This window comes from Nostoc sp. UHCC 0252 (assembly GCF_034931145.1).
GTDB lineage: Bacteria > Cyanobacteriota > Cyanobacteriia > Cyanobacteriales > Nostocaceae > Nostoc.
In genome coordinates this window covers 96,533-109,272 of sequence record NZ_JAYGHE010000002.1, presented here as the reverse complement: position 1 = coordinate 109,272, position 12,740 = coordinate 96,533, and the positions used below count along the sequence as shown (strand labels likewise).

Genomic DNA, 12,740 nt, shown 5'->3' with positions numbered 1-12,740 from the left:
TTGCCCCTGTATATTAACTAACTTAATCGTCGTGATGAGCGATGCTTACGGTGGACTGGGTTAACGCTTAATTCCTGTGATTTTCTTTCTCATCGATTTACTCGCAACCAGCTTGTAACTATCTAGCTGAAGTAGTAAGAATGTTTCTGATCGACCAGTGAAGCCGCTTGCAGACAATTCTTAGCTATTTACTCAAAAAAATGCCAATTTGCCTGAATATCCCATCAAGAGTAGGTAATCTATATATGTATACATCCTCAACGGTTGCAAAATACTACTAAATCTTTGATAACTTATTCAGGATGTATGTAGCAGTTAGCTAATTAGTGTCAAATCTTCAAAACGTGCAGTTTTTTTAAATCATACACGGTCAATGGTCAATGCTTAAGAGGCGATCTTAGGACTCTTGCCCTTTGAGGAGATCAAGAATTAGTAATTTCTGCAAATGCGTGATTAGTAATTTTTGTTTCTTGATGGCTTAATTGTTGCAGTGCCTTTCCTAAATCAGTTGTGATGCTTTTGGCATCGTGTTTTATACAGCCACTCATGTAATCCGCTACTTTGATTGGGGAGCCAATGTCAATACTCACATCTGTGCCCCAATTGGGATAAGGCTGGCTGTAATTGATGCCTATGGGTATAATTTTAACTCCCAGCCCGGAATGACTAGATTCAGCACTCAAAGCAAGACGAGCAATTCCCGGCTTCAACTGGTGAACTTGACCATCACGAAAAATATTACCTTCTGGAAAAATTACCAGGGTTTTTCTCTGCTGAAGTAACTCAACTCCATGTCGCAGCGTGCGGATTGACGGATGCTTAGAATTTACGGGAAACCCGCCCAAGCGTTTGACAAACCAGCCTTGCAAACCTTGGCATTCGTCAACAGTCACCATAAACCGCAGGTCTTGTTCTCTCCGACAATCAGCCGTAGCGTAGGGTACAAGTAATGCATCCCAACGTGCCCGATGTGTAGGCGCAAGGATCACAGGCCCAGTTGTAGGGATATTTTTTTGTCCGGTTACTCTAATTTGCCCAAAGAATAATGGTAATAGGCAGTGACGACCTAATAAATATGCCAGAGGGCTTAACCAAGGAGAAACCTTTGAGGTAGTACCAGTCACCTGATGATTTACTGGTGTGCGCTGGCAGGTATCGGATGAAGAGTGAAATTCCATCATGACGGATGCAGCTGATTGACGGGTAAAAATTTAACGAAAAGCCTGATTAGTTACACCGTAGATTCTCTTGCGTGACTTGTGTCGTAGTAGATGGACAGTTTTACCTCTGTCCGTTAGTTTACCTTACGCCGCCTAGTAGCAAACCAAGCCTGTAATTGTTGACGACAAGCTGACTCTAGAATGCCTCCAATGACCTGGAGTCGGTGATTAGAAGCAGCACTATCGGGTATGTTAATAACTGTACGTATTGCGCCAGTTTTTGTATCGTCTACTCCATATACAAGTTGTCTTACACGCGCTTGCAAAATGGCACCTGCACACATTGGACACGGTTCAAGAGTTACGTAGAGGGTACATTCATTAAGATGCCAATTTTGTAAAGTTGTAGCAGCTGTTTTGATAGCGAGAATTTCCGCATGGGCGGTAGGGTCTTTGTCGCGCTCTTTTCTATTTTCTCCTTGTCCCAGCAATTTGCCTGTTGAACCAATAATAACAGCACCTACAGGGATTTCACCTGCATCACCTGCTGCTTTTGCTAATTCTAGGGCATAACTCATCCATTGTTGATGTATAATATATTCTGGGTATTTAGTTAACATCCACTTATCAATATAAAAAAAATTTCAAAATTGCGATCGCTTTTGGACGGGCGAGATAGCATCCTAACAAGAAAGAAAAAGCGAAATGGGCGGTTAGAAACCGCGTCTACACAAACAAAACCCACCTGCGTGGGTTAAAAAGCCTTAATTTACCGTTAGTTTGCGGAGGCGGTCTACCCTGCGGGTTTGCCAATGGGGTACGTTTGTATAGGCGCGTGAAGCCTTCGGCATAGCTTCGCTTAACGCGTAGCGTGCCGGAGGCTCTATTCCATTCGCTTGGGCTTAAGTTGATACTAATGCACAGCTGTGCATCCCTACTGTTGGGGCTAGTTTGATTTCTAAATAGCGACTTGGGCTAAAAGGGGATCGAGTTGGTTTTTTGTGTCTAGCTGATAGAGGTCATCGCAGCCACCGATGTGCTGGTTATTAATAAAAATTTGTGGTACGGTACGTCTTCCGTTAGCGCGTTCTGCCATTTTCGCTCTAGCTGCTTCGTCACCGTCGATTTTATATTCGGTAAAATTTACCCCTTTCCACCACAGCAGCATTTTGGCACGAATGCAGTAAGGGCAAGTTGCCCATGTGTAAAGTTCGACGTTGGCTTTGACTCGCTCTGGATGGCGATTTAATAAGGGATTAAGAAAGTCAAGCATATTGATCTTGAACAAGGTTTTAACTATGTCTCTAGCCTAGAACATTGCTTACCGCATCGGTGCTGGAACCCACTTTTGGAAACCCTCTAAATGATTCCAGTAACCCAAATATCCAGTCAAAGCCCAAATTAGAGCGGCTACTATCAGCACTGCTACGCCAATTAACCGCCAGGTTCGGTTGGTTTTCCAATAGAGGGTTGGCGCTGCAAAAATACCACCTAATCCAGTTAAAATAAAGCCGATTCCCGATAAAAGCGGTTGGCGTGTCATATTCAAGTTGATGATGCGGATACCCACAACGATCGCAACTGCACCAGCAAAGAAGCCGTAAATTGCTATTGTCAATAAATCCCAACCTTGAGCAAGAGCGATCGCAGCCGCAACAAACAAGATTCCAAATAAAACACTTGTCTCACCAAAGGCAATATTAAAACTACCAGTAACTGGCCAGGTGAAGCTCATGTGTAAACCAGTTGTGAGTGCGATCGCACCCGTAATTCCAAAACCGGGAATCCACTGCCTTTGATTAGAACTATCTATACCACGATACACATAGTCAGCCAGTAGAAATAGCCCAGCTACCATATTGATCAACATGAGTGTAATGTAGTCGATAAACACGATTAACCTCTTAATTTGACAAGCTATTTACTCTGAGCCTCGTTTTTTAGTTTTTAGCGAATTCACTAGTTTTTTTTCTTTATTATTTTATACCTAAAGATAAACACTGAAGACAAGTAATGTTCTAGATACATACTGCTACCCATTTGTGCAGTGCTTAACTTAGTTACTTTTGCACACGCTTTATACTGGAGTAGTTAGAAGCAAAAATCAGGATGTGCTAAATGGTACTTTTATAACCAGTTAGCAGTAAAACTTAACTTTCTTCCACGTGTATCCGCCCTTTGGTAGACTTGAAGACTGAAATAGCCAGATAAAGCGGCGGAAATTCAAGCAGTTGAGAGGGCAGACTCCGTGGAAAATACACTTGGGTTAGAGATTATTGAAGTAGTAGAGCAAGCCGCGATCGCTTCCTCGAAATGGATGGGGAAAGGCGAAAAAGACATTGCTGACCAAGTAGCAGTGGAAGCTATGCGGGAGCGGATGAATAAAATCTATATGCGAGGTCGCATTGTGATTGGGGAAGGCGAACGCGACAACGCACCGATGTTATATATCGGGGAAGAAGTTGGTATTTGTACTCAACCAAATGCCGAAGCTCTCTGTAACCCTGATGAACTAGTTGAAATTGATATCGCCGTTGACCCCTGTGAAGGTACGAACTTGGTAGCTTATGGACAACCTGGTTCGATGGCTGTCTTGGCAATTTCTGAAAAGGGTGGATTATTTGCTGCTCCTGACTTTTACATGAAGAAGTTAGCAGCGCCTCCCGCAGCTAAGGGCAAGGTAGACATCAACAAGTCAGCAACAGAAAACCTCAAGATTCTCGCTGAGTGTCTAGATCGCTCGATTGAAGAACTTGTGATCGTAGTCATGAAGCGCGAACGCCACAACGATTTAATTAAAGAAATCCGTGAGGCTGGAGCGAGAGTCGCCCTAATTTCAGACGGTGATGTGGGTGCAGCTGTAAGCTGCGGTTTTGCTGGAACTAATATCCACGCTCTGATGGGTATTGGTGCGGCTCCTGAAGGTGTAATCTCGGCAGCTGCAATGCGTGCTTTGGGTGGACACTTCCAAGGTCAACTGATTTACGATCCAGCAGTCGTAAAAACAGGTCTGATTGGAGAAAGCAGAGAAGCCAACATCGATCGCTTAAAGTCTATGAATATCAATGACCCCGATAAGGTCTATGATGCTCATGAATTGGCATCTGGTCAAACTGTTCTGTTCGCTGCTTGCGGTATTACCAGTGGTAATCTGATGAATGGTGTACGTTTCTTCCACGGCGGAGCCAGAACTCAAAGCTTGGTAATTTCCAACCAGTCGAAAACTGCTCGATTTGTTGATACAATTCACATGTTTGGCGAACCTAAGACTCTCCAACTGAACTAATTTTTAGGGAATGGGGAATGTTAAAAGTAGGGGTAAAGCATTTGGAAATAAATCTTTCTAAAAAATGGAAAAATAGTCACCCGAATGCTTCATCGTTACACTAGTTAGTAGTTAGTATTTAGTGATTAGTTATTGTTTATTGGTTGGAAAAACTATCAACCAATAAACAAAAATTCCCCATTCCCTATTCTCACTCAATGCCCTATTCTCAACTACCAACTAGTAACTACGATTTAGCAAATGAATATAGCAGTGGTGGGGTTAAGCCATAAAACAGCCCCAGTAGAAGTCCGGGAAAAACTGAGCATTCCAGAACCACAAATTGAAAGTGCGATCGCTCAACTGGCGAGCTATCCTCATATTGACGAAGTTGCAATTCTTAGCACTTGTAACCGTCTAGAAATTTATATTGTTACCAGTGAAGCAGACCAAGGTATTCGAGAAATAACTCAGTTTCTTGCGGAATATAGTAAATTGCCCGTGCTTTCTCTGCGACAGCATTTGTTTATGCTGCTACATGATGATGCAGTTATGCATGTTATGCGAGTAGCAGGTGGTTTAGATAGTCTAGTACTCGGAGAAGGTCAAATTCTGGCTCAGGTGAAAACTACTCACAAACTGGGGCAGCAATATAACGGTATAAAAACCATTTTGAATCGATTATTTAAACAAGCGCTGACAGCTGGTAAGCGGGTTCGCACTGAAACTAGTATTGGTACTGGCGCTGTCTCTATCAGTTCGGCAGCTGTAGAGTTAGCGCAGCTAAAAGTTGCAAATTTAGCTGCTTGCCGAGTGGTAATTCTGGGTGCTGGTAAAATGTCGCGGCTACTGGTGCAACACCTAATTTCTAAAGGTGCTGTGGAAATTAGTATTGTAAATCGCTCTCGTGAACGTGCCCTAGAATTAACAAAGCAGTTCCCTCAACAGCCGATCGAAATTCATCCGCTATCGGAAATGATGACTGTAATTGCCGATAGCGATTTAGTATTTACAAGTACTTCGGCAACCGAGCCAATACTTGACCGGGCCAAATTGGAAATGGTTTTAGAAGTTCAGCGCTCTTTAATGTTATTTGATATTTCTGTGCCGCGTAATGTTGATGCGGATGTTAATGAACTGGAAAATGTGCAAGCGTTTAATGTGGATGATTTGAAGGCTGTAGTGGCGCAAAACTACGAAAGCCGTCGGAAGATTGCCCAAGAAGCCGAGCGACTTTTAGAGGAAGAAGTGGAAGCTTTTGATATTTGGTGGCGCAGTTTAGAAACTGTGACTACTATTAGCTGTCTGCGAAATAAAGTCGAAACCATCCGCGAACAAGAGTTAGAAAAAGCTTTGTCGAGATTGGGTTCGGAATTCGCTGAAAAACATCAAGAGGTGATTGAAGCATTAACACGGGGAATTGTCAATAAAATTTTACACGACCCGATGGTACAGTTGCGATCGCAGCAAGATGTTGAAGCAAGACGGCGCTGTATGCAAACTCTGCAAATGCTTTTCAACCTGGATGCAGAGGAACAGTTTAGTTAAATTTAACAACAAGTAAGATCCCCGACTTCTTAAAGAAATCGGGGATCTTGGCTTTTCGATTAGATATACTTCTAATGACATAAAAATAGAATATTCGATTTTAACACGAGCCAAATTTCCAAGGATTTGACACTGTGTAGGACTTTCTCTCAGTTATTTCCAAAAAACTCCCACATTTTATTACAAGTAGGTGATTATGACTCAAGCACCTCCAAAACTAATAACCTTTGACGATTTTGTTGAGTGGATACCAGAGAATTCGGGAAAGCGCTATGAACTGCACAATGGGATGATAGTAGAAATGGCACAGCCAGTAGGCGATCATGAAGAGATTGTAGGATTTTTAGTACAACAGTTAACTGCTGAATACCTTCGATTAAAGTTGCCTTACATCATCCCAAAAACTGTACTAGTCAAAACATCTACAAGCGAATCAGGTTATTCACCAGACATCTTGATACTCAACCGTCCTAATCTTGTGAATGAACCACGATGGAAAAAAGAATCAACAGTTACTCAAGGGTTATCAGTCCCCTTAGTGGTGGAAGTTGTAAGCACTAACTGGCGTGATGATTATCACAAGAAATATGCAGATTATGAAGAAATGGGAATTCCAGAATATTGGATTGTTGATTACGCAGCGCTAGGTGGTAGAGAGTACATTGGGAAACCGAAACAACCGACTATCCTAGTTTGCTCTTTAGATGAAGGTGAATATCAGGTTCGCAAGTTTCGGGAAAGCGATCGCATTATATCACCGACGTTCCCTGACTTGAACTTGAGGGTGCAAGATATTTTTCAAACTGGCAAATTTTAGCCGCACAATCATAGATTGTATTTTTATGCAGTTAGAAAGACAAAAATTTTATTATACACCTGAAGAGTATTTAGAAATTGAAGAAAAAGCTGAATATAAAGGCGAATATTGTGATGGAGATATTGTACCGATGATGGGTGGCACTACAAATCACAATAAAATTGCTTTGAATTTAGCTGCATCCTTAAAAACTGCTTTAAGGCGTAAAAATTATGATCGTTAATATGCAAAATTACCTATCTAACCGGAATTGTAACTATAAACTCTGCACCTTGTCCTGGTGATGAAATGCACTGTAACGAACCACCATGTTTTTCAGTAACTATCTGGTAACTAATTGATAATCCCATCCCAGTACCTTTACCAACTGCTTTTGTGGTGAAAAAAGGGTCAAATAAACGTGACTGAATTGCTTCTGGAATCCCTGTGCCATTATCAGTAATATGAACAACGATATTTTCATTAACCTGGGCTGAAGAAATACGAATTATCGGTTCTGGACAAAGCCCCTTTTCAAAAGCCTCTTCTAAAGCATCAATGCCATTTGCCAAGATATTCATAAATACTTGATTCAACTGTCCTGCAAAGCACTGAATTTTAGGGATATCACCATACTCTTTAATCACCGTGATTCGAGGACGGGCGCTTTGGGATTTTATCCGATGTTGTAAAATTAACAAGGTGCTGTCAATCCCTTCATGGATATCAGCAGTTTTAAACTCAGCTTCATCCAAACGAGAGAAGATTCGTAAACTAAGGACAATTTCTCGAATGCGACTAGCTCCAACCTTCATGGAAGTCAACATTTTAGGCAAATCTTCTGTTAAATATTCAATATCAGCTTCTTCTTTAGCATTTTGAATTTCTGGTTCTGGGTAAGGATAATGTTTTTGATAAAGTTGAAGTAACGATAACAACTGTTGAGTGTAATCATCAGTATACTTGAGGTTGCCGTAGATAAAATTAACTGGATTGTTGATTTCATGAGCAATACCAGCAACTAACTGCCCTAAAGAGGACATTTTTTCATTTTGGATTAATTGGGACTGGGTAAGCCTAAGTTCCTGTAAAGTCTCCTTGAGAACTATATTTTTTTGTCGCATTGCTTGCGTTCGTTCTTCTATTTTTTCTTCTAGTGTTTGGCTGTAAGACTCTAGCTTTTGATTCGTTTCGTGTTGTTCTACTAATAATCGCTTTACCTGTTGAATCAATTGATTAAAAGAAATAGCTAATATCCCAACTTCATCTTCAGTAGTTACGGGAGCTTGGAGATCAAAATTATATTCTTGGGTAACTCTTTGTGCAATCTGTGTGACAGCTTTTAGGTGACGAGTAATTGTTCGCGCAATTAAAAAACCAATTACTGCCACAATACTGCTTCCCAAAAAAAACAACAATCCTAAATCTTTCCATAACTTTCGTTGTTCAACCTCTAGCAGTGAGATAGGATACAAAACTGTGGCTTTTAAAGACTGACTTACTCCTGAAAAGATGATAGTTTTAGCTAAATAATTTTTGCTATCAATAGTGATTCGTGTAGGAGACAAATTAGGAGCAGGGAATTGCCAATCCACTTTCTTGCTTTCTATCAACAAGGTTGTGCCAAATAGACGATTATCTCTGTGAATAATCAGATGTTTAGAGGAACCAGCAGCAATTTTTTGTAATAGGGTGTCGTCTACTAAGTTGCCAATAATAATTCCTCCCAAAAGTCCTGCTGATGATTTGATTCCATTTGTTACCACTTCGAGAACTTGTTGCTCACCTTCTATATCTACCAAATCAACTAAATGCGCTCCTTGAATTGCAGTGCTGGTAACTACCTTGTCTAAGAACTTGGCTTGACTCAAAGAATTGTTTCGTAAGTCTACGAGGACATTACCCTGAGTATCGATTACCTTAATCCAATCCAATTTTAAAGTGGATTTGAGTGGTAGTAATATTTGCAAAAGTAAACTTTGATCGTGCTGCTTTACAGCCTCATTCAGCATATCTCGATTAGCAATCAGTTCTATTTCAGTTTCTAGGGTTTGCTGTTCATACTGAAAATCTTGATAAACTCGTTCAGCAAAACTTTCGATCTCTTGACGGAAATTCTGCTGTAAACTATCGGTAAACCAATTACCTAGAACTACTAAGCCCAGCATGAATACGGTAAGACAAACTGCAAACATCGGTAGAACAATTTTTTGGCTGAGTCTCAGCCCCCTGAAAAATCTCTGCATGGCACGTTCAATTTATTTGGTAGGAACAAAGCCATTATTTTGTAGTAGTTTTTCACCTTCCTTACTGAAGATAAAATCAATAAAGCCCTGAGTAGCTGCTGAAGGTGTTTTGTTCCAGAGAATACCTATGTGACGCACCATTTGGTATTTACCACTAGTGAAGTTTTGGGGTTTGGGAGCAATATTATTGAGATTGAGATGATTAATGGGCAATTTATTAATAATAGAATAAGCTAAAGAAAAAGCACCGATGGAATTAGGGGTACTTTGTAAAGTTTCGATTAATTCCCCTTCTTTATTCAAAATCACAGCTTTCGTTGTAGTCTTATCTTCTCCCAAATAATATTTTCGTAATAATTTTTTTGCTGATTCGTCTTCAGGTCTATCTAATACTACAATTTTTGCATCAGCGCCGCCTAATTCCCGCCAATTTGTGATGTCACCTTTGTAAATTGCCTTTAATTGCTTGGTTGACAGGTTGTTAACACCTTTAACACTGCTATGGGTGGCGACAAGTAACAAATCTTGCGCTACTTCTTGATATTGAATTTTACCGTTATCTTCTTCTGGTTTTAGTTGTTTGCTGCTACCAGCGATATCAATAATATCGTTGTTTAGCGCCGCGATCGCTCCTTCTGATTGGCTATTAGAGATAAACTCAATTTTGACAGTCTTATTTTGGGATTCATAGCCTTTTGCTAAAAGTTTTAAAACAGTTACCGTTGAACTAGAACCACCAATTTTGATGAGATTTTTGCCTTGAGCTTCAGTTTGGCTGGTGACTGGATTAGAATCTTTCAGTTCCGTTGTTTTAACTGAGTTGCAACTGCAAAGTCCAAGCAGGATGATACCGATGATCGTTGACTCAGCAATATTTTTCATAAATAAATATCCAAAACTCAATATTGTGTCTAAGCTCTCATAGCTTAATATTCCCGAATAATCCTAAAATATAACTGCGATCAGCAAGATACCCGACTGATTTGATAAGTCGGGTATCTATGGCTTTCAGAAGAAAATTTGTATAACAACATCCATATTGTGTTCAATAATCAAAAAAGTCATTCCTTCTTGGCGGTTCCAAGGGAGAATGCGGTTCAGTCGCTACCAACATCCTTCACTAAATTGTGTTTCTTCCTCGGTAAAGATAGGAGGCCACAATTCAGTAACGGGTAATTCCCAGCCGGGAAAAAGTTCTGGTATAGTTAAAATCTCGCCGTTTTCTAAAACTGTCGGTTCGCCTGTAGAGCGATAAATTGTAACTGTCTCTTCATCAGGATCGATCAGAATACCGATGATCGCTCCTAATTCTATAAATTTCAAAATTTTGGCTACTATAAGTTTAATTTTATCGCTCTGAGATTTAATTTCTACCACCAAGTCAGGGACAAGTTCTCCAAAGTAGCGAGGACTTTGGAGAAGTCGGGAAGCGCGAACAAAAGAAACATCGGGTGCTTTGAGGTTTGTATCTGGCATGATGAAACCGCCAGCAGAATCAAATACTCTTCCCCAGCGACGAGGATTTATCCAAGCAAAGAGAAAGGCGATGAGACGACTACTAATTTCGCTGGATACAATATCTGACGGCCCCATTATTGAAATTTTCCCATTTTCGAGTTCCAGCTGGTAATCTAAACCTGCTTCGGTAAAAGCGGTTTGAACTTGCTCTAAATCTTTGACTGTCATCATTGACATAAAAAGCTTCCTATCCCTTTATAGGTAGAATATCCTGAATTCTGACTCCTGTTTTATTTGCCCAAATAAGCTTCTAAAACTTTGGGATTAGTTTGAATTTCTGCTGGTGTCCCGTCGGCCAAATTCTGCCCTTCGGCAAGTACCCAAACGCGATCGCACAAGGACATCACAACATCCATATTGTGTTCAATAATCAAAAAAGTCATTCCGTCTTGGCGGTTCCAAGTGAGAATGCGATCGCAAATATCATCAATCAGTTTCGGATTCACCCCAGCAGCTGGTTCGTCCAACAAAATTAACTTGGGATTAGTCATCAGCGCCCGTCCCATTTCCAGCAGTTTGCGTTGTCCACCAGACAAGCAACCAGCATAATCGTGCGCTTTTTTTGCCAAGCCCACCGATTCTAACAGGAACATTGCCCGCTCTTGCAGTTCCTTTTCTTCCTTAGCGACAACGTGCGGTTGCAACTGCACTTGCCAAAAATTCTCACCCGTTTGTTTTTGCGCCGCCAGCAGCATATTTTCTAACACCGACAACCGCGAGAGAGTGCGTGCAACCTGAAAGGTGCGGATTACTCCCTGCTGGGCGATTTGATATGGTTGCAAACTGTGAATCGGTTCACCGTCAAAAATCACTCGTCCCTTATCTGGGCGGATGAAGTTTGAGAGTAAGTTAAATAAAGTGGTTTTACCAGCACCATTGGGGCCAATCAAGCCCGTAATGCTGCCTTTAGCAACTTCGATTTTCGCCTCATTCACTGCTTTGACACCACCAAAGCTTTTAGAAAGTCCAGTGGCTGCCAAAAGGGGAAGTGGCGATGACTGGTTATTTACCAAGGGTAAGTTCCTCCTTTTTACCTAGAATACCTTGAGGTCGCCAAATCATCAGTATCATCAAAATTAGTCCGATTACCATGATCCGAAATGCACCCAAACGGGCTTCATCAAGGGGGATGATTCTGGGTAAGACTTCTCGCGTTAGGGCATCGTAAGTAAAGTAAATTACCGCACCTAAGATTGTGCCAACATTATTTCCAGAACCGCCTAAAATCACCATGATCCAAGTGTCAAAGGTAAGCTGTGGTTGAAAGTTATCGGGGTAAATGGCGGCCAGTTGCCAAGCAAAGAAAGCGCCAGCGATACCTGCGATCGCACCACCTAACATTAATGATTGTAATTTATACCAAAAGACATTTTTCCCCAGTGCTTTGGGAATTTCTTCATCTTCGCGGATAGCTTTGAGAATTCTACCCCAAGGCGATCGCACCAAAATTTCTAAGCGCCAGTATACAAGTGCTAAAACCAGCAGCAACACCAGCATCAAACCTGCTTTTGGGTTGTAATTATATAATCCAATTACCCCAGAAATATAAATTGCTGTTGCCAAAACTGCTAATACAATTCCCACAGCTAAACGGGATATAAATTCTTGTTTGCTAGTTGTTCTTTTGCCCAAATCACTAGTCCGAGATATTTGGATAGTACGGATCCATCGCCACAAGGTAAATAAAGTTACAGCAGCTAGTAGCGTTAACAACCCAATCATTACTAGTCTGACAAACAAATTAGGCTCTGTGGATAAGGGTATAGGATAACTTTGTACACCAAACGCCCCAGGAACCCAGGTATCACCCACAGGCAATTCCTGATTATTTACCACCAAACGAATTAATTCGCCCGTACCGATGGTGACAATTCCTAGATAATCTTCCCGTAAGCGTAGAGTTGCAAAACCAATTATCAAACCCAACAAGGCAGCGACAATTGCCCCAACCACTGCTGATATCAATAAGGGTACGCCCTTTAAGCTTAATAATACGGTTGTATATGCTCCCAAGGTCATGAAAGCAATATGACCAAAGTTAATTAACCCCGTAAAGCCCCACTGTAAATTTAGTCCTAGAGCGAATAGAGCAAAAAGCCCTGTAGAAATTGCTAAGAAAATTAGATAGTCAACCATTTTAAATAGTTATTTGGGAATGGGGAATTGGGAATTGGGAATGGGGAATTGGGAATGGGGAATTGGGAATT

12 protein-coding genes and 1 pseudogene are annotated in these 12,740 nt (G+C 41.1%); 4 read left to right on the top strand and 9 right to left on the bottom strand.

Annotation, left to right across the window (positions count from 1 at the left end):
* Positions 1-422 precede the first annotated feature (422 nt).
* From VB732_RS01590 to VB732_RS01575, 4 genes are all read right to left on the bottom strand, one after another.
* Positions 423-1,181 carry a 1-acyl-sn-glycerol-3-phosphate acyltransferase gene (locus tag VB732_RS01590; RefSeq protein ID WP_323229059.1) on the bottom strand — a complete coding sequence of 253 codons (759 nt, stop codon included), beginning with the start codon at positions 1,179-1,181 and terminating at the stop codon, positions 423-425.
* 113 nt (positions 1,182-1,294) lie between these two features.
* On the bottom strand, positions 1,295-1,780 hold the full coding sequence (gene tadA / locus VB732_RS01585; protein ID WP_323229058.1) for a tRNA adenosine(34) deaminase TadA: 486 nt from the start codon (positions 1,778-1,780) through the stop codon (positions 1,295-1,297).
* Between the two features lie 338 nt (positions 1,781-2,118).
* Positions 2,119-2,433 (bottom strand): glutaredoxin 3, encoded by a 315-nt coding sequence (gene grxC / locus VB732_RS01580; RefSeq protein ID WP_323229057.1) that lies wholly within the window; start codon positions 2,431-2,433, stop codon positions 2,119-2,121.
* 48 nt (positions 2,434-2,481) lie between these two features.
* Complete coding sequence (locus VB732_RS01575) at positions 2,482-3,054, bottom strand: DUF981 domain-containing protein (RefSeq protein ID WP_323229056.1); 573 nt, start codon at positions 3,052-3,054, stop codon at positions 2,482-2,484.
* A gap of 354 nt (positions 3,055-3,408) precedes the next feature.
* Here VB732_RS01575 and glpX point away from each other — a divergent pair, with 354 nt between their 5' ends.
* From glpX to VB732_RS01555, 4 genes and pseudogenes are all read left to right on the top strand, one after another.
* A complete protein-coding gene (gene glpX, locus VB732_RS01570; RefSeq protein WP_323229055.1) occupies positions 3,409-4,446 on the top strand; it encodes a class II fructose-bisphosphatase in 1,038 nt (345 codons plus the stop codon).
* Between the two features lie 240 nt (positions 4,447-4,686).
* A complete protein-coding gene (locus VB732_RS01565; protein WP_323229054.1) occupies positions 4,687-5,973 on the top strand; it encodes a glutamyl-tRNA reductase in 1,287 nt (428 codons plus the stop codon).
* 196 nt (positions 5,974-6,169) lie between these two features.
* Positions 6,170-6,790 carry a Uma2 family endonuclease gene (locus tag VB732_RS01560; RefSeq protein ID WP_323229053.1) on the top strand — a complete coding sequence of 207 codons (621 nt, stop codon included), beginning with the start codon at positions 6,170-6,172 and terminating at the stop codon, positions 6,788-6,790.
* Positions 6,791-6,815: 25 nt separating this feature from the next.
* A pseudogene (locus tag VB732_RS01555) lies at positions 6,816-7,007 on the top strand (Uma2 family endonuclease); the annotation flags it as partial.
* A 19-nt stretch (positions 7,008-7,026) separates the two neighbouring features.
* On the opposite strand, the gene VB732_RS01550 reads toward VB732_RS01555, so the two are convergent.
* The 5 genes from VB732_RS01550 to VB732_RS01530 form a co-directional block, all read right to left on the bottom strand.
* On the bottom strand, positions 7,027-9,015 hold the full coding sequence (locus VB732_RS01550) for an ATP-binding protein (RefSeq protein ID WP_323229052.1): 1,989 nt from the start codon (positions 9,013-9,015) through the stop codon (positions 7,027-7,029).
* Positions 9,016-9,027: 12 nt separating this feature from the next.
* On the bottom strand, positions 9,028-9,897 hold the full coding sequence (locus VB732_RS01545) for a substrate-binding domain-containing protein (RefSeq protein ID WP_323229051.1): 870 nt from the start codon (positions 9,895-9,897) through the stop codon (positions 9,028-9,030).
* Between the two features lie 222 nt (positions 9,898-10,119).
* Entirely contained in the window at positions 10,120-10,710 is a 591-nt protein-coding gene (locus VB732_RS01540) for a Uma2 family endonuclease (RefSeq protein ID WP_323229050.1), read from the bottom strand.
* Between the two features lie 53 nt (positions 10,711-10,763).
* Positions 10,764-11,546 carry an ABC transporter ATP-binding protein gene (locus VB732_RS01535; protein ID WP_323229049.1) on the bottom strand — a complete coding sequence of 261 codons (783 nt, stop codon included), beginning with the start codon at positions 11,544-11,546 and terminating at the stop codon, positions 10,764-10,766.
* Complete coding sequence (locus tag VB732_RS01530; protein WP_323229048.1) at positions 11,536-12,669, bottom strand: branched-chain amino acid ABC transporter permease; 1,134 nt, start codon at positions 12,667-12,669, stop codon at positions 11,536-11,538. The genes VB732_RS01535 and VB732_RS01530 overlap by 11 nt, the downstream gene beginning before the upstream one ends.
* Positions 12,670-12,740 lie beyond the last annotated feature (71 nt).

Bases quoted from the DNA above. Each gene is read 5' to 3' on its own strand.
- VB732_RS01590 (WP_323229059.1), bottom strand. From the start codon at position 1,181: ATGATGGAATTTCACTCTTCATCCGATACCTGCCAGCGCACACCAGTA.
- tadA (WP_323229058.1), bottom strand. From the start codon at position 1,780: ATGTTAACTAAATACCCAGAATATATTATACATCAACAATGGATGAGT.
- grxC (WP_323229057.1), bottom strand. From the start codon at position 2,433: ATGCTTGACTTTCTTAATCCCTTATTAAATCGCCATCCAGAGCGAGTC.
- VB732_RS01565 (WP_323229054.1), top strand. From the start codon at position 4,687: ATGAATATAGCAGTGGTGGGGTTAAGCCATAAAACAGCCCCAGTAGAA.
- VB732_RS01560 (WP_323229053.1), top strand. From the start codon at position 6,170: ATGACTCAAGCACCTCCAAAACTAATAACCTTTGACGATTTTGTTGAG.
- VB732_RS01550 (WP_323229052.1), bottom strand. From the start codon at position 9,015: ATGCAGAGATTTTTCAGGGGGCTGAGACTCAGCCAAAAAATTGTTCTA.
- VB732_RS01545 (WP_323229051.1), bottom strand. From the start codon at position 9,897: ATGAAAAATATTGCTGAGTCAACGATCATCGGTATCATCCTGCTTGGA.
- VB732_RS01540 (WP_323229050.1), bottom strand. From the start codon at position 10,710: ATGTCAATGATGACAGTCAAAGATTTAGAGCAAGTTCAAACCGCTTTT.
- VB732_RS01530 (WP_323229048.1), bottom strand. From the start codon at position 12,669: ATGGTTGACTATCTAATTTTCTTAGCAATTTCTACAGGGCTTTTTGCT.